The organism is Brachybacterium halotolerans (genome assembly GCF_016623465.1).
In the GTDB taxonomy this organism is placed as follows: Bacteria; Actinomycetota; Actinomycetes; order Actinomycetales; family Dermabacteraceae; genus Brachybacterium; species Brachybacterium halotolerans.
This window is the reverse complement of the sequence record NZ_JAEDAJ010000010.1, coordinates 76,305-91,926: the sequence shown is the minus strand read 5'-3', so window position 1 is coordinate 91,926 and position 15,622 is coordinate 76,305. Positions and strand designations below refer to the sequence as shown.

The 15,622-nt window shown below is 71.7% G+C and carries 14 protein-coding genes; 5 read left to right on the top strand and 9 right to left on the bottom strand.

Going from position 1 to position 15,622, the window contains the following annotated elements; all coding sequences use genetic code 11:
• Window positions 1-538 precede the first annotated feature (538 nt).
• Genes I8D64_RS14355 through I8D64_RS14345 form a run of 3 tightly spaced genes read right to left on the bottom strand, consistent with a single transcriptional unit; the run spans window position 539 to window position 4,775 of the window.
• On the bottom strand, window positions 539-1,906 hold the full coding sequence (locus tag I8D64_RS14355; RefSeq protein ID WP_200503480.1) for an alpha/beta fold hydrolase: 1,368 nt from the start codon (window positions 1,904-1,906) through the stop codon (window positions 539-541).
• Window positions 1,906-4,191, bottom strand: a complete 2,286-nt coding sequence (locus tag I8D64_RS14350) for a prolyl oligopeptidase family serine peptidase (RefSeq protein ID WP_200503479.1) — start codon at window positions 4,189-4,191, stop codon at window positions 1,906-1,908. The genes I8D64_RS14355 and I8D64_RS14350 overlap by 1 nt, the downstream gene beginning before the upstream one ends.
• Window positions 4,188-4,775: a hypothetical protein gene (locus I8D64_RS14345; protein WP_200503478.1), complete on the bottom strand. Its 588-nt coding sequence runs from the start codon at window positions 4,773-4,775 to the stop codon at window positions 4,188-4,190. The genes I8D64_RS14350 and I8D64_RS14345 overlap by 4 nt, the downstream gene beginning before the upstream one ends.
• Window positions 4,776-4,832: 57 nt before the next feature.
• Here I8D64_RS14345 and I8D64_RS14340 point away from each other — a divergent pair, with 57 nt between their 5' ends.
• The 3 genes from I8D64_RS14340 to I8D64_RS14330 all read left to right on the top strand — a co-directional run bounded on the left by I8D64_RS14340 (window position 4,833) and on the right by I8D64_RS14330 (window position 7,916).
• Window positions 4,833-6,083, top strand: a complete 1,251-nt coding sequence (locus I8D64_RS14340; RefSeq protein WP_200503477.1) for a glycoside hydrolase family 3 N-terminal domain-containing protein — start codon at window positions 4,833-4,835, stop codon at window positions 6,081-6,083.
• An 83-nt stretch (window positions 6,084-6,166) separates the two neighbouring features.
• Window positions 6,167-7,096, top strand: coding sequence for a hypothetical protein (locus tag I8D64_RS14335; protein ID WP_200503476.1), 930 nt, complete (start codon window positions 6,167-6,169; stop codon window positions 7,094-7,096).
• 16 nt (window positions 7,097-7,112) lie between these two features.
• Window positions 7,113-7,916, top strand: a complete 804-nt coding sequence (locus I8D64_RS14330; protein WP_200503475.1) for a hypothetical protein — start codon at window positions 7,113-7,115, stop codon at window positions 7,914-7,916.
• A gap of 16 nt (window positions 7,917-7,932) precedes the next feature.
• Here the strand turns inward: I8D64_RS14330 and cls are convergent, their stop codons facing one another.
• Together cls and I8D64_RS14320 are read right to left on the bottom strand one after the other, a co-directional pair.
• A complete protein-coding gene (cls, locus tag I8D64_RS14325; RefSeq protein ID WP_200503474.1) occupies window positions 7,933-9,417 on the bottom strand; it encodes a cardiolipin synthase in 1,485 nt (494 codons plus the stop codon).
• Between the two features lie 90 nt (window positions 9,418-9,507).
• Window positions 9,508-10,386, bottom strand: a complete 879-nt coding sequence (locus I8D64_RS14320; protein WP_200503473.1) for a Bax inhibitor-1/YccA family protein — start codon at window positions 10,384-10,386, stop codon at window positions 9,508-9,510.
• A 235-nt stretch (window positions 10,387-10,621) separates the two neighbouring features.
• On the opposite strand from I8D64_RS14320, the gene I8D64_RS14315 reads away from it, so the two are divergent.
• Together I8D64_RS14315 and I8D64_RS14310 are read left to right on the top strand one after the other, a co-directional pair.
• Window positions 10,622-11,176: a hypothetical protein gene (locus tag I8D64_RS14315; protein WP_200503472.1), complete on the top strand. Its 555-nt coding sequence runs from the start codon at window positions 10,622-10,624 to the stop codon at window positions 11,174-11,176.
• 40 nt (window positions 11,177-11,216) lie between these two features.
• Window positions 11,217-11,690: a GNAT family N-acetyltransferase gene (locus tag I8D64_RS14310; protein ID WP_200503471.1), complete on the top strand. Its 474-nt coding sequence runs from the start codon at window positions 11,217-11,219 to the stop codon at window positions 11,688-11,690.
• Window positions 11,691-11,752: 62 nt separating this feature from the next.
• Here I8D64_RS14310 and I8D64_RS14305 read toward each other — a convergent pair whose 3' ends face one another.
• From I8D64_RS14305 to I8D64_RS14290, 4 genes are all read right to left on the bottom strand, one after another.
• Window positions 11,753-12,550, bottom strand: a complete 798-nt coding sequence (locus I8D64_RS14305; protein ID WP_200503470.1) for an amino acid ABC transporter ATP-binding protein — start codon at window positions 12,548-12,550, stop codon at window positions 11,753-11,755.
• Window positions 12,534-13,199, bottom strand: coding sequence for an amino acid ABC transporter permease (locus tag I8D64_RS14300; RefSeq protein WP_200503469.1), 666 nt, complete (start codon window positions 13,197-13,199; stop codon window positions 12,534-12,536). Before I8D64_RS14300 ends, I8D64_RS14305 begins: the two co-directional genes overlap by 17 nt.
• A gap of 10 nt (window positions 13,200-13,209) precedes the next feature.
• Complete coding sequence (locus I8D64_RS14295) at window positions 13,210-14,094, bottom strand: transporter substrate-binding domain-containing protein (RefSeq protein WP_200503468.1); 885 nt, start codon at window positions 14,092-14,094, stop codon at window positions 13,210-13,212.
• Between the two features lie 71 nt (window positions 14,095-14,165).
• Window positions 14,166-15,305 carry an aminotransferase class I/II-fold pyridoxal phosphate-dependent enzyme gene (locus I8D64_RS14290; RefSeq protein WP_200503485.1) on the bottom strand — a complete coding sequence of 380 codons (1,140 nt, stop codon included), beginning with the start codon at window positions 15,303-15,305 and terminating at the stop codon, window positions 14,166-14,168.
• Between the last annotated feature and the right edge of the window lie 317 nt (window positions 15,306-15,622).

The window sequence follows — 15,622 nt, the reverse complement described above, 5'->3', positions numbered from 1 at the left end:
CGAGCACGATTCCCCTCCCCTCCACCGGGCCTGACGTTCTATACCCCCAAGAATACCCGACGAAACGGACACCACAAGAGGCCGAAGAGAATCTGTGGACAACTTTATCCGTTCCTCCACAACCCCCACTTACCCACAAACCTACCCACCACAAAACACACTCACCCCCACCCCGACCCCCGAATGCCCCACCCCCATGCTGAGCGAAGTCACCGCGCGACGAGCAGCCAGGCAGCAGGGAGGGAGGCACGGCACCACGGCACCACGGCACTTGGACACCGCACTCCGGTACCGGCGATCGCCGGCCAGCGCCACGGCAACACCACCCGGATTGCTCGAATCACATGGTCATGCACGGGCCGGCAACGGTGCACAGGCCACGGGCGCGCACGCCGCACGTGACATCCGGATCGAGAGCTCCGGGCTCAACGGACCCACGTTCCGTCTTGCGTCTGGCACCGCCCCGGCAACCCCAGACGTACTCCCCACGGCCGCCCCACCCCCAGCGACCGGCCCATCGACCGTCACTCCCCCACGGCTACAGCCGCGGCCCCCGCGCGGCCTTCCCCGAGGACGGATCGAACTGCGCCTCGGCACGCCGCGCACGGGCGCTCTCGAGGCGCATGCGCCAGGGCGAGTAGCGCTCGGCGGCGAGAGCTAGGCGCAGGCCATGGGCGAGGACCTGACTGGTGGGCGTGGGTTTGAGGGCGGCGAGGCGCTCGCGATGCTCCAGGAGCTCGCCGCCCATCCCGGCGGCGCTCCACCACATGGCGATCTGGGCGAGCTGCGAGTGGGAGTCGAGGATCCCGTGGCCGGTGCCGGGCACGCTCAGCAGATGCGCGCCGGGGATGAGGTCGGCGGCGTCGCGGGCGATCTGCGGCGGGGTCACGAGGTCGTCCTCGCCGCTCAGCACGAGCGTGGGCGCGGTGACGCCGGAGGCGAGGGTGCGCAGGTCGGGGGCGAGGGAGCGCGCAGTGGGCGAGGGCACCTGACGCGCCTGCTCGCCGGAGATCAGGAGAGGGTCCAGGGGGCCGCCGTCGGCGTGCGCGCCGATGCCGAGCTGGGTGTGGGCGATGCGGGCGACCAGATCGGGCTCGCTCACGTAGCGCGTGGACTGCAGCCATTCCTGGGTGAGTGCCTGCCAGACGCTCGTCCAGGTCAGCTGCCCGCGGCCCACCGCGAGCTGGTCCACGAGCTCGCGGACGTCCCCGGTGCCCCCGTACTCGTGCACGGCGAGGATGACGGGGCCCGCGCGGCGGGCATCGATCACGGCCTGGTCGTCGAGGCGGCGCAGGGTGCTGGCGATGGTGTCGGTGCGCAGGTCCGTCCCCTCCCAGTAGCGCGCGCGGAAGGCGCGCTGGGAGATGAGCTCGTCGTCGGGCGCGAGCAGCGGGGAGTCGAGCACCAGGGCCCCCACGCGCTCGGGGTGACGGGCGGCGAAGGCGAGCGAGAGGTAGGCGCCGTACCCGCAGCCGTAGAGGACGGTGCGGCCCACGAGCGCGTGGTCGAGAGCCGCGCGCAGGTCCTCGACGGCCTCGTCGACGTCCATCGCGTGGGGCGGCAGGTCGTGCCCCTCGGAGTCGAGGCGGGAGAGGCCGACGCCGCGGTGCTCGGGCATGATCACGTCGAGCCCGCGAGAGGCGAGTGAGCGTCGCAGCAGGTCGTAGGGGACGACGGAGGCGCCGCCCGGCCCGTCGGGCACCACGGTCACGACGGGCGTGGCGAGGTCGCGGTGCACCGCGGCGGCGCGTCGGCCGGTGCGCGGCGGGTTCACCCTCGCGTAGCGCAGGGGGAACAGTCGGCGGTCGTCGGCCGAGATCTCCCGCTGCACGGTCATCAGGTCGTTGCGGACCGTGAGCAGCTCGTCCTGACCGGTACGGCGGAGGAACTCGGGGACCGAGCGCATCAGGCGCCAGCGCCCCCATCGGCGCCTGCCCGGCCCCCGTCGGCCCCGATCCGCGCCCACAGGAAGGCATACATGAGCGCGTTCATGCGCGCGGCCTGCTCGTTCGTGGCGGCGCCGCCGTGGCCGCCCTCGATGTTCTCCCACGAGCGGACGTCGGCCCCGAGCGATTCGAGCGCGGCGGTCATCTTGCGCGCGTGGCCCGGGTGCACGCGGTCGTCGCGCGTGGAAGTGAGCAGGAAGACGGGCGGGTACTCGGTGCCCTCGGCGAGCAGGTGGTAGGGGCTGAAGGTGCGGATGAACTCCCAGTCGGAGGTGTCGGGGTCGCCGTACTCGGCCATCCAGGAGGCTCCCGCGAGCAGGTGCGAATAGCGCTTCATGTCCAGCAGCGGCACCTGGATGATGACGGCCCCGAACAGCTCGGGGTACTGGGTGAGCATGTTGCCCGTGAGCAGTCCGCCGTTGGAGCCGCCGCGCACGGCGAGATGGTCGCGGTCGGTGACGCCGCGCTCGACGAGATCGCGCGCGACGGCCGCGAAGTCCTCGTAGGCGCGGTGGCGATGCTCCTTGAGGGCGGCCTGGTGCCAGGCCGGTCCGTACTCGCCGCCGCCGCGGATGTTTGCGACGACGTAGGTGCCGCCCCGCTCCAGCCAGGCCTTGCCGATCGTGCCGAGGTAAGCGGGGGTCATGGAGATCTCGAAGCCGCCGTACCCGTAGAGCAGGGTCGGGGCGGGGCCGACGGGGGCTCCGTTCGCGGCCTTCTCCGCTCCGCCCGCCTCGGTCCTCCCGATCTGGAAGTACGGCACGCGGGTGCCGTCCTCGCTGGTCGCGAAGTGCTGGGTGACCTCGAGGCCGCTCGCGTCGAAGCGGGCGGGCGAGGCCTTCACGGTCTCGAGCTCGCTCGGCTCGCCTCCCTCGGGGACCTCGCCGAGGTCGCCCAGCAGCAGGGTCGTGGGGGTGAGGAAGTCGGTGACGGTCACCCAGATCTCGTCGGACTCGTCGGCGTCGACCGCGCGCACGTCGATCGCGCCGGTGAGCTCGGGGTAGAGGTCGCTGCGCACCCAGGCGCCGTCCTCCGCGCGGTAGTGGACCTCGAGGCGGTGCACGACGTCCTCGAGGATCGTGAGCACCAAGGTGCCGCGGGTGATCGTGAGATCGGCGAGCGAAGTGCTGGGCGTGGGCTCGAAGAGCACGTGGAGGTCCGAGGCCGACGGCCCCTCCGGGGCGCTCGCGAGTAGGGTGTCGGCGTCGGCGACGAGGAGCGAGCCGGCCGCGAAGGTGTCCTCGCCGACCTGCCAGTCGCTGCGCGGGAGGAGGATCGCGAGGTCGCGGTGGGCGCTGGCCTCCATGTCCCGCGGGACGGGGACGACGGTGAGCGAGGGCCCCGACCCGTCAGCCCCGTCGGCGCCGTCGGTCGCGTCAGCCCCGTCGGCCCCGCCCGTCCAGTCGACGACCCTGAGCGTCGTGTCGTAGAAGGCGTGCATCTGCACGATCCAGTCGCGCTCCCAGCCGGGGGTCTGGTCGTGGGAGGCGAAGACCGACATGTCCCGCTCGTCGGCCTCGAAGACCAGCTGGGCGTCGGCGAGCGCGGTGCCGCGGGACCAGATCCGCGCCTGGCGTGCGTAGCCGGAGGTGGTGAGCGTGCCCTCGCCGAAGTCGGTCGTCACCCAGACGGTGTCCGCGTCGATCCAGTGCACGTCCCCCTTGGCCTCGGGCCGCACGAATCCGCCCTCGGACTCGGGGACGAAGCGGCGCTCCTCGAGGTCGAACTCCCGGGTGACGTCGGCGTCCGAGCCGCCGCGCGACAGGGAGACGAGGGCCCGCCGGTACGGCTCGCCCTCCGCGGGCCGGAGCAGCTGCGCGCCGTGCCAGACCCAGTTCTCGCCCTCGTCGCGACCCAGGGCGTCGACGTCCAGCAGCACGTCCCATGAGGGGTCGTCGGTGCGGTAGCTCTCGAGCGTGGTGCGGCGCCAGAGGCCGCGCTCGTGCTCGGCGTCGGTCCACACGTTGTACAGGAACTCCCCGCGCTTGACGACCATCGGGATGCGGTCGCTCGCGTCGAGGATCGTGAGGATGTCGGAGCGCAGGTGCTCGCTGAGCGAGCCGTCGGCCGCAGCGTCGACGGCTTCAGCGGCTCCTCCGGAGCGGGGGTCGGCGATCGCATCGATCTCCGCCTCGGCGCGGGCGTTGCGTTCGCGCACGTGGGCGAGCGCCTCCTCGCCGGTGACGTCCTCGAGCCAGAGCCAGGGATCCTCGCCGGTCTCGGGGCTGGGCAGTGATGCGGTCATCGGGTCTCCTCGAGAGTGGCGACGAATGCGTCCAGGACGTGCTTCCAGGTGGTCTTCCATGCCTCGCGGGCGTCGGCGTCGGCGAGTCCCTTGTGCTCGATCGCGAGGATGCTGCGGGGCGCGCCGCCCGCGGCGCCGTCGTCCTTGGCGCGCAGGTTCATGCTGACGCGGCTGCCGTCCGGCCCATCGACGCGCCAGTAGCGCCAGGCCTCCGTGCTGCTCGTCCGCGCCTCGCCGAGGCCGAGCTGCGCCCGGCGAGCGGCGTCCTGGAAGGCGTCCCAGGCCTCGAGCACCGCGTCGGGCGCGCTCGGCACGGTGCGCGAGGCGCTCACGGCAAAGTCGCCGGCGCTGGTCTGACCGACGTCGCGGCGGCCGATCGACTGCTCGAAGGCGATCGCGATGCCCTGGGCCCACCAGTCCTCGATGTTCCAGCGCTCGTGGATCGTGCGGGCCAGAGCGGCGTGGTCCATGCCGCGACCGCCGGCGTCCTCGAGACGCGCGGTCCAGACGTCGAAGGGCACGCCGGTGGCGTTCTCGATCGCGCGCGCCCGCGGGGGCGCGGGGCGGGCGTCCTCGTCGGTCATGGCCCCACAGTAGCGGCCGGGCGGGGTGCGTCGGGCGGCCGTGGCAGACTCGATGCCATGCGTCGACGCACCGCTCTGCTGCTTCCCCCGCTCGTGCTGCTCCCCCCGGTCGCCGCGCTCTCCGCGTGCACCGGCGGAGGGGGCTCCGGCGGGGGTTCGTCCGACGGCGGCGCGAACGGGTCGGGCGCGTCCGACGGCGGCTCCGGGTCCGACGGCGGCGCGTCGTCCGACGGCGGCTCCGCCTCGTCCTCCCCCGCCTCGCCGACGCCCACCGCCGATCCCGCGGAGCAGCACGCCCAGGACCTCACGATCGAGCAGGCGGCCGCGCAGCTCGTGCTCGCCGGCATCCCCGCCGGGACGACCCCGAAGCGCTCGCTGACCGCCGAGCTCGGCATCGGCGGCTTCTTCCTGCTGGGGACCTGGGACAGCGCAGCCGCCGTGCGCTCCGTGGTCGAGGGCGTCGACGACGAGGTGGCCGAGGACGGCATCGCCCCGCTGCTGTGCGTGGACCAGGAGGGCGGGCAGATCCGCATGCTGCGCGGGGACGCCGCACGGCGGACCCCGTCGGCCGCCGACCTCGGCGCCGAGGGGACCGACGCCGTCACCGCGGCGTACCGGAGCATCGGCGAGGACCTGCACGCCCTCGGTCTGCACGCGGCCCTCGCGCCGGTCGCGGACACCGTCGACCCCGAGCTGGGACGGGCGAACGCCCCCGTCGGGAAGATCGACCGCGGCTTCGGGACCGATCCGGACACGGTGGCCGACTGCGTGGTCGCGGCCGTCGAGGCCCTGGACGCCCAGGGCACCGCCTCCGCGCTCAAGCACTTCCCGGGCCTGGGCCGGGTGCGCGGGAACACCGACTTCTCGGCGACGGGCATCACCGACGAGACGACGGATGCGGACGATCCCTACCTCGAGCCGTTCCGCGCGGGCATCGAGGCCGGCGCGGACATGGTCATGCTCTCGAGCGCCCTGTACCCGCGGATGGATCCGGGCAGTCCCGCGATGTTCTCCTCGGCGATCGTGACGGACGTGCTGCGCGGCAGGCTGGGCTTCGACGGGCTCGTGGTCTCCGACGACGTGGGCAGCGCGGCGGCCGTGCAGGACGTGCCGCTCGGCGAGCGCGCGACCCGCCTGCTCGAGGCGGGCGGCGACGTGGTGCTCACCGCGGACCCGTCGCTCGCCGGCGACCTCGTGGACGCGATCGCGGCCTGGGCGCAGGACTCCGAGAAGGCCGAGCGCCGGGTGCGCGAGTCCGCGGCGCGCATGCTGCGCGTCAAGCGGTCCCGGGGCGTCGACGGGGTCTGAGCCGTCCCTGGGCGGACACGGTGCGGGCACGGCCCGCTGTGGGAGAATCCCTGCGGCGGACCACAGCAGCGTGAGGAGCACACATGGCGGGGAGCCCGGGACCGGAGGAGGACGACGCCCCCTCCCTGCCCGACCTCTCCGACTCCTCGCAGCGCGAGGCCCTGCCCGACTACTCCGCGCAGGCCCGGGACGTCACCGCTCCCTACGCGAAGCCCGACGAGACCGGCCGCTCCCGCGCGCGCGTCATCGTCATCACCGTGATCGTCTGCGCCGTGGTGCTCATCGCGGTGATCGCACTGATCCTCTCGCAGACCGTCTTCAAGCAGATGACCGGCGACGACTCGCACACGCCGACCGCCGCGGCCTCCCGCAGCAGCTCGGGCGAGGGCGAGTACGTCCCCGACCCGAAGGATCCCGACCTCGCCCCTCCCCCGCCGATCTTCACGCAGAAGCCGACCACCGACTGCTCGATCCCCGACGGCTCGAGCGGTGACGTGAGCACCTCGGGACGCACGGTCCGCGGCGGCCACCTCGAGTACACGCGGCCCGACGGCTGGACGTACCCGTGGACGGATCAGGCCCTGCCGTACATGACCAATGTGAACGGGTACGGCCGCCAGGTCGAGAACAACTGGTACAGCGTCGTGAACGTCGGCAGCGTCGAGTGGCCCGAGTCCGAGGGCAAGTACCCGGGCGATGAGAAGGCCGCGGTCGCGATCTTCCAGTGCTACGCGACCACCGCCGGCGTGCTGGTGGAGTTCGGCGAGAACCCGACCGTCACCGACTACCGCAGCGAGGAGACGACGGTCGACGGCCACGACGCATGGATCGTCCAGGCTACCTATCATTTCGAGGACCCCTCGCAGCTCCAGGACACGAGCGCCTCGATCGTCACCGCGATCGTGGTCGACACCGACGACGGCCCGCAGGCCGTCGCCTCGGACGTCGCCGCCGACGTCCCCGAGCACGCCGACGCCCTCGACCAGATCATCAAGAGCCTCAAGGTCGTCTGATCCCCGGAGCCGCCCCGTGCACCCGTCGTCCCCTCCCTCCTCGACCCCCTCCTCCTCGTCCGCTCCCTCCCCCGGCCGGTCCGGCTCGCGCCGCGCCCTCACCGCAGGGGCGGTCTCGTTCCTCGCGGTGTTCGTGCTGATCGTGGGCGGGGCTCTCGGGGTGCGGGCTGCGCTCGGCGGCTCGGACGACCCGACGCCCAGCCCGTCGGCCGGCCCCTCGGACGGCGGCGGCTCGCAGAGCCCGAGCGCCTCGGCCTCCGTGGAGCCCGAGCGCTGCTGGACCAGCCCGGACGAGTCGAAGCGGACCTCCCAGAACTCGGGGAGGACGCTGCGCGGCGGCGGCCTCGAGTTCACCGCGCCCGACGGCTTCGACCAGCGGCAGACGTCCACTCCCCTGCCCTTCACCGAGGACACCCAGATGGCCCTGGCGACGGTCGAGCGCAACTGGTACTCCACGATCACCGTCGGGAAGCTGCGCTGGCAGGACGGCGTGGAGTACCCCGGCGCCGAGGTGGCGTCCGGGCGTCTCATGGACTGCCTGCTGTCCAACAGCGGGATCTGGGGCGGGACCTCGCAGCGCACGCTCGAGCACCGCAGCACCACCAAGGTCACGATCGACGGCATGGACGGCTTCAGGACCACCGGGGACCTGATGTTCGGCCAGTCCGACCTCGAGAAGGTGACGGGCGAGAAGATCACGATGATCGTCGTGGACACTCCTGAGGGGCCGAGCTTCTTCGCCTCGGAGGCCGCGATCGACATCGACGAGCACGTGAAGGCCGCCCAGGAGGCCGAGGACTCCCTCGCCGGGGTCGGCTAGAGGATCGGGATCGGGATCATACGATCGCGGAGGCCAGGCGGCAGGTGTTGTCCAGGATCTGCTTCCAGAAGGGGCGGGTGCGCCACTCCTCGAGGGTGAGCTCGCGGCTGCGCGAGCGGTAGACGTCCTCCACCTCGTGCATCTTCTCCATGAAGTCCGTGCCGCCCACCATGAGCGAGCTCTCCATGTCCAGCAGGAACGAGCGGATGTCCATGTTGGAGGAGCCCAGCACCGTCACCGAGTCGTCGACCGTGACGTGCTTGGCGTGCAGGATCTTCGGCGCCTCGTAGCGCTGGATGCGCACGCCGGCCTCGAGGAGCGCCGTGTAGTAGGAGCACTGGGCGTGGTCGACGAGGAACTGATCGCCCTTCTCGGAGACGAACAGCTCGACCTCGACGCCGCGCTTTGCGGCCGTGACCAGGGCGTACAGCATCGACTCGTCGGGCACGAAGTACGGGCTGACGGCGGTGATGCGCTTCTCGGCGCTGTAGAAGAGCTGGTTGAACAGCAGCAGGTTGTTCTCGAGCACGAAGCCCGGTCCGCTGGGCACGATCTGGCACTCGTAGGTGCCGGAGGTGTCCGGGGAGGGACGGACCACCTGGTCCTCGGGGATCGACTCGCCGGACTCGAGGTACCAGTCGGTCCCGAACAGCAGGTTGACCTCGGAGACGATCGGGCCGCGCAGGCGGATCATCGTCTCCTGCCAGCGGACGCCCTCGCGCGCGCCCTTCGCACTCGCGTAGGCCGAGTCGATGAGGTTCTGGCTGCCCATCCAGCCGACCTCGCCGTCGACGATCAGCAGCTTGCGATGGTTGCGCAGGTCGGGCCGCTGCAGGGCGCCGTCGCGCAACGGCTTGATCGGCATCATCGGGTAGTGCTCGATGCCGTGGGCGTCCAGCAGGCGCCGCATGGGTCGGTACACGCTCCAGTACTTCATGGAGCCGTAGTGGTCGTAGAGGAAGCGCACCTTCACACCGCGGTCGGCGGCCTCGGCGACGGCGTCGAAGAAGGGACGCGTGGTCTCGTCGAGCCCGGCGATGTAGAAGAGCACGTGGACGGTCTCCCGCGCCGTGCGGATGTCCTCGGCCATGCGCCGTATCGAGGCCTCGTACTCGATCTCGAGGTCCGCGGAGTTGTTGCCGGTCAGCGGGTACGCGCCGAGCTCGCGGTTCAGGGCGACGGCGGACTGCAGCCAGCTCGGGCTGTCCTCGTCGAGGTCGCTGTCGGGGATGTCGTGCGCGCGCACCTTCATGAGGCGGTTGACCACGGCCTGCTTCCGGCGACGCTTGCGCGGCAGCTGCGTGTTGCCCAGCAGCAGGAACAGCGGGAAGCCGACGAGCGGGAACACCATGATCGCCAGCAGCCACGCGAAGGCGCTCGCGGGGCGGCGGTTGCGCGGCACCACGAGCACCGCGGTCACGCGCAGGATGATGTCGACGGCGAAGGCGACGTACGGCGCGATGAGCACGACGTGCTCGACGAGCCAGGTCCAGGTCTCCACACGCTCTCCTCGTCGGCCGGCGGGCCGGGTCGACGGGCGCGGCCGGGAGCTCCGGCCGTCCGTCGGACCCGTCCGTCGGCCCTCAGCTCGTCAGTTGTTGCGCAGGATCGAGAGGATCCGCAGGATCTCGATGTACATCCACACGAGTGTCACGGTGATGCCGAAGGCGCAGCGCCAGGCGTAGCTGCGGTCCACCCCGGCGCGCACGCCGCGCTGGACGTCCTCGAAGTCCATGACCAGGGAGTAGGCAGCCATGACGACGGCGAGAGCGCCGATCACGAGGCCCAGCAGGCCGGTGCGCAGGTCGGTGCCCGTGACCAGCATGAGGCCGATGTTGACCAGGCAGAACAGCAGGTAGGCGACCATCGCGACCGCGAAGATCTTGGTGAGCACCGGAGAGGTGCGCAGCACGCCGATGCGGAACAGCACGAGCACCGTGGTGGCGACCGCGAGGGTGCCGAGCACGGCCTGCAGGGCGATGCCCGGGTACACCCGCTCCATCATGGCGCTGAATCCGCCCAGGGCCGCGCCCTCGAGCGCGGCGTAGGCGAGCACGAGGACCGCCGAGGGCCGCTTCTTGAAGGAGTTCACCATCGCGAGGACGAAGCCGCCGAGGAAGCCGACGACCATCGCTCCGATCGCGATCCCGTAGCCGAGCTTCTCGCCCTCGGTGCCGCCGACGACGCCGAGGGCGACGGGCAGGAGGCAGAAGACGACGCCGACCACGATGGTGACGCCGAGCGTCGCGGTGATCGCGTTGAGGGCGTCCCGCATGGTCATGCGGCCGGTGTCGTGGCCGGTCGCGGCGGGGCGCGCGTAGAGGGACTCGAGGTCCGGGGCCTGCTGGGTCTGCTGCGTCCCCTGCCCCGTCGCGGGGAAGTCGCTCCTGAAGTCCGGCGAGGCGGCGTACTGGCCCTGGTCCTGCGCGAGTGCCTTGTCCTTGCCGAAGACGATGTTGTGGTGTGCCATGGCGCTCCTCCGATAGTGCGTGATGGCCGGGACGTCCGACGCAGGCGAGGAGGCCCGGGGACGCTTCCGCCCAGCCTACCGGGCGGCGGGGGCGCGCGTCTGGGCGCGGGATGAGTGTTCGCTCCGCGCCGACGGGATGCGGCCACGAGGCGATCGCGCCGGTGTTGCGATTCCTTCACGAACGATCCACCGCTCCTCCGCCCGCGCCCGCCGCGCGCACGCGAGGGTGGATCCCATGTCGACCGCCACCCTCGAGACCCCGTTGCCCGCGCGCACCTCCGCGTCCACGGCTCCTTCCGCGGCGTCTCCCTCCACGGCTTCCACGGCGCAGCCCGCAGTGCCCGCCCGCCACCGCCCCCGTCGGACCGCGACGGCGACCTCCCGCCTGCGCGCGATCGACACCAGGGCGCTGGACCTGGGGCCGCAGATGCAGGGCGGGGACCCCTCCCCCGGGCCGGGAACGGACGTCGCCCGACGGCCGGAGCGCGCCGCGGATCGCTCCGAGCGCACCGAGCACGCCGTGCGCTCGCTCTCGCTGCGCGAGCTCGTCACCGGCGCCGGCACGGCGGCGGGCGCGTGGACCCTCGCCGCCCACCTGGGCCTGCTGGGCACGGCGGGCGGCGTCTTCCTCATCTCTCTGGTCTCGACGACGGGCGTCGCCCTCGTCGCGGACTCCCTCACCGGTGCGCGGCGCATGCTCGTGCGGGTCGTGGGCGGCGCGCGTCGGCGCCGCGCCCATCGTCGGCGCATCGAGAGGGCGACGAGCCGGGACGGCCGCATCCGCGGCTGACCCGGGGCGCGTTCGGCCGAGTGTCTGGCACGCTGTGCGCATGGACACGATCGATGCCGCAGGAGAAACCTTCACCGTGCGCCGGGCGCGCGCCGAGGACGTGCCGGCGCTCGTCGCGCTGCTGGCCGACGACATGATCGGCTCCGGACGCGAGCAGGAGGACCTCGCCCCGTATCTCGCGGCGTTCGCGGAGATCGACGCCGACCCGCGACAGTTCCTCGCCGTGGTGGAGGACGCCACCGGCGGTGTCTGCGGGACACTCCAGCTCACCCTGGTCCCGTGCCTGTCCCGACGCGGCTCCACCCGCCTGCTGATCGAGTCCGTGCGCCTGGCCGGCGCGACCAGGGGGCGCGGTCTCGGGACGGCCCTCTTCGCCTGGGCCCACGAGTACGGCCGCCACCACGGGGCGGCCCTCGCAGAGCTCACCACCAACAAGAGCCGCGTCGACGCGCATCGGTTCTACGACCGTCTCGGCTACCGCGCGAGCCACGAGGGATACAAGCTCGAGCTGTGAACGGACCGCGACGACGACGGCGATGAGGGCGACTGGGGCGATGTGGGCGACAGGCCCGCGGCTCACACCGCCGAGCTGACCATCTCCCGGAAGCGCCGCAGCCGGGCGTCCTCGCTCTCGAAGAAGTCCTTCGGCGGGCCGTCGAGCAGCACCTTCCCGTCCTCGACGAACACGACCTTGTCGGCCACGCGCTGGGCGAAGGCGAGCGAGTGGGTGACGACCACGAGCGTGCGGTCCTCGCGGGCGAGGTCGGCGAGGACCGCGACGACCTCCGCCGCGAGCTCCGGATCGAGCGCCGAGGTGGGCTCGTCGAACAGGAGCACGTCGGGCTCCATGGCGAGCGCACGCGCGATCGCGACGCGCTGCTGCTGTCCGCCCGAGAGACGGTCCGGGTAGGCGTCGGCCTTCGCGCCGAGTCCCACCTTCTCCAGCAGCTCCCGGCCCCGGGCCTCGGCCTTCGCCTTCGGCACGCCCTCCGTGTGGATCGGCGCGAGGGTCACGTTGCCCAGGGCCGTGAGGTGCGGGAACAGGTTGAACTGCTGGAACACCATGGTCGAGCGGGAGCGGACCGAACGCACGGTGCGCGCGCCCAGGCGCCCGCCCAGGCGGATCGGTCCGTCGCCGAAGTCGATCGAGCCCGCGTCGGGCCGCTCGAGCAGATTGATGCAGCGCAGCAGGGTCGACTTGCCCGACCCCGAGGGGCCCAGCAGCACCGTGGTGCCGCGGCGCGGGATGTCGAGGTCCACGTCGTCGAGCGCGGTGAGGGAGCCGAAGGTCTTGCGGACTCCGCGCAGACGCAGCGACTCCAGCAGCGAGGGACCTCGCGCCCCCGACGGCTCGTTCTCAGCTGGTGCGGACATGGGCGGACACCTTCTTCTCGAGGACCATCTGGAGCAGGCTCAGCGCAGAGACGATCACCAGGTAGATGAGCGCGACCAGGGTGTACATCGCCATCGGCTGGAAGTTCGCGGCGGCGATCTGGCGGCCCACCTGGAAGAGGTCGGTGATCGTGATCGCGAAGACGAGGCTCGTGCCCTTCACCAGGTCGATGAAGTCGTTCATGAGCGGCGGCAGCGCGATGCGGAACGCCTGCGGCGCGACCACCTTGGAGAACGTGGTGCGACGCGAGAGGTTCAGCGTCTGCGCCGCCTCGAACTGGCCGCGCGGGATCGAGAGGATCGAGGCGCGCACGGCCTCCGAGGCGTAGGCGCCCGTGTTGAGCGCGAGGGTGACCACGGCGGCGGTCATCGCGGGCAGCACGATGCCGAGGTTCGGCAGCCCGAAGAAGACGATGAACAGCTGCACGACCATCGGCGTGCCGCGGAAGATCCACACGTACAGCCACGGGATCACCTTGAGCGGGCCAGGGAGGTACAGCCTGCCCAGCGCCGTGATCACCGCGAGCACCATGGCGATCGCGAAGGAGATGAGCGAGAGCGGGACGGTGACCTCGAGGGCCGCGAGCAGCAGCCGCGGGAGGTTGTCCGCCCACATCTGGAGCGTGTCCATGGTGCCCCGATCAGCCCTTCGGGGTGAGGTCCTGGCCCACCCACTTCTCGAAGATCTTCTTCAGCGACCCGTCGGACTTCATGCCGTCGAGGATCTCGTCGATCTTCTTCTGCAGCGGCTCCTGGCCCTTGGGCATGATGACCCCGACCTCGGTGTCGTCCGGGAGCTCGTCCTCCAGGAGACGGAACTTCTTGTCGGGGTTCTCCTTCTGGTACGTCTGGAAGGAGACCAGGTCGTTGCCGGTCGCATCGACGCGGCCCTGGGTGAGCAGCTCGATGGCCTCGGCGAAGCCCTGGACGGGCACGATCTCGGCGCCGAGCTTCTCCATCTGGGCGGCCCAGTTGCTCGTCGCGGACTGCGCGGCGCGCTTGCCCTTCAGATCGTCGAAGGACTCGATCTTCGAGTCCTCGGGCACGGCGACGCGGCCGATGGAGCGGGCGTAGGGCTCGGAGAACAAGTACGACTTCTCGCGCTCGGGCGTGATGCCCACGTTGTTCACGACGATGTCGAACTTGTCGACGTCCAGGCCGGCGATCAGCGAGTCCCACTCGGTCTCGACGTACTTCGGCGTCGCCCCGAGGCCCTTCGCGATCGCATCCGCGATGTCCTTCTCGAAGCCGACCAGGTCGCCCTTGTCGTCGTGGTACGCGTAGGGGCGGTAGGTGCCCTCGAGGCCGATGCGGATGGACTTGCCGGACTGGATGCGCTCGAGGAGGTCCTCGTCGGCCGCCTTCCCGCCGCCGTCGGAGGAGACCGATCCGTCCTCGCCGCGGGTCTGCGAGGGGCCGCAGGCGGCGAGCAGGGCGGCCAGGCCCAGGCCGCCGCCTGCGGTGAGCAGCGTGCGGCGCGTGGTGAAGGACGAGCGGAGAGCTCGGGGCGGGAGCGGACGGTTCATGGCGGACCTCCTGGTCGGCGCGGGGAAGATGCGATGGGGCGAATGGATGGGGGCGTGCAGGAGCCCGAGGCTCAGCGGGCGGCGGCGAGGGCCTGGTCGAGATCCGCGATGAGGTCGCGGACGTCCTCGATGCCCACGGACAGGCGCAGCAGCTCGTCGCTGATGCCGGCGACCTCGCGCGCCTCCTGGGTCATGGCCTCATGGGTCATCGAGGCGGGGTGGCAGATGAGGGACTCGACGCCGCCGAGGCTCACCGCGAAGGCGGGGATCTGCAGCGCCGTCAGGAATCGCACGCGATCCACGGAGGGATCGAGCTCGAAGGAGAGCACCGCGCCGGGGCCCGTGGCCTGCGAGGCCTGGATGGCGGCCTCCTCCGCGCTGCGGGAACCGGGCGTGAGGACGGCGGCGATCGCGTCGTGGCCGCGCAGGTGCTCGGCGATCGCGACGGCGCTGGTCTGCTGGCGCTCGAGGCGCAGCGGAAGCGTCTTCACGTCCTGGATGAGGCGGTAGGAGTCGAAGGGAGAGAGCACGGCGCCGTAGGCCTTCTGGGCCAGGCCGATCCGGTCGGCCAGGGCGTCGTCGCGCGTGGTGACCACGCCGGCGAGGAGGTCGGAGTGCCCGGCGAGGTACTTCGTGGCCGACTGCACGACGAGATCGGCTCCCAGGTCCAGGGGACGCTGCAGGACCGGGGTCATGAACGTGTTGTCGACGACCACGAGGGCGCCGTGGGCGTGGGCGAGCTCGACGATGCGGCGCAGGTCGGTCACGCGAAGGGTCGGGTTCGCGGGGGTCTCGATGAACACCATGCGGGTGCTCTCGGAGAAGGAGTCGTCATCGAGCTCGCCGAGGTCGTCCACGAAGCGGTGGCCGAGGCCCTGCTGCGGGAAGTACTCGGTGACCAGGCGGTACGTGCCGCCGTAGACGCTCGCCGAGAGGATGACCTCGTCACCCGCGCCGAGCAGGGAGAAGGCCGCGGAGGTCGCCGCCATGCCGGTCGCGAAGGCGAAGGCGCGGCCACCGCCCTCGATCGCGGAGAGCACCTGCTCGAGCTGGGCGCGCGTGGGGTTCCCGCCGCGCTGGTAGGAGAAGGTGCCGTCGGACGTCGCCGGGTCCAGCTCGAAGGTCGACGCGAAGTGCACGGGCGGGACGACGGCCCCGTGCTCCTGCTCGTTCTCGCGCAGCGCCTGGACGGCGACGGTCTGGATGTGCACCACGAAAACCTCCTGGGACGGGCGAGGGCGCTCCGCCGGGGCGGCGGGGCGACGCAGTGCCCATCCTAGAGCCGTGGGTTTTGACCGTCATAACGGGAGTTAGGGGGATTACGTCGCCCGGCCCGGGCCCAGGTCAGGAGGCCGGCCGTGTGGCACCGCCGCACGGCATCGCCGCATAACATCGCCGCGCGGTGCCGGATTCGGGGGCGGGGAGAGGGACGAGTCGGCGGACCGATGTCACGCACCGGCATATAGCGGCGGGGGGGGGGCGAGTATTTGGGGATGGCGGCCCCGCAGACCACGCGGGCACCCAGCCG

Bases quoted from the DNA above. Each gene is read 5' to 3' on its own strand.
- I8D64_RS14315 (WP_200503472.1), top strand. From the start codon at position 10,622: ATGTCGACCGCCACCCTCGAGACCCCGTTGCCCGCGCGCACCTCCGCG.
- I8D64_RS14305 (WP_200503470.1), bottom strand. From the start codon at position 12,550: ATGTCCGCACCAGCTGAGAACGAGCCGTCGGGGGCGCGAGGTCCCTCG.
- I8D64_RS14320 (WP_200503473.1), bottom strand. From the start codon at position 10,386: ATGGCACACCACAACATCGTCTTCGGCAAGGACAAGGCACTCGCGCAG.
- I8D64_RS14340 (WP_200503477.1), top strand. From the start codon at position 4,833: ATGCGTCGACGCACCGCTCTGCTGCTTCCCCCGCTCGTGCTGCTCCCC.
- I8D64_RS14295 (WP_200503468.1), bottom strand. From the start codon at position 14,094: ATGAACCGTCCGCTCCCGCCCCGAGCTCTCCGCTCGTCCTTCACCACG.
- I8D64_RS14335 (WP_200503476.1), top strand. From the start codon at position 6,167: ATGGCGGGGAGCCCGGGACCGGAGGAGGACGACGCCCCCTCCCTGCCC.
- I8D64_RS14310 (WP_200503471.1), top strand. From the start codon at position 11,217: ATGGACACGATCGATGCCGCAGGAGAAACCTTCACCGTGCGCCGGGCG.
- I8D64_RS14355 (WP_200503480.1), bottom strand. From the start codon at position 1,906: ATGCGCTCGGTCCCCGAGTTCCTCCGCCGTACCGGTCAGGACGAGCTG.
- I8D64_RS14345 (WP_200503478.1), bottom strand. From the start codon at position 4,775: ATGACCGACGAGGACGCCCGCCCCGCGCCCCCGCGGGCGCGCGCGATC.
- I8D64_RS14350 (WP_200503479.1), bottom strand. From the start codon at position 4,191: ATGACCGCATCACTGCCCAGCCCCGAGACCGGCGAGGATCCCTGGCTC.
- I8D64_RS14300 (WP_200503469.1), bottom strand. From the start codon at position 13,199: ATGGACACGCTCCAGATGTGGGCGGACAACCTCCCGCGGCTGCTGCTC.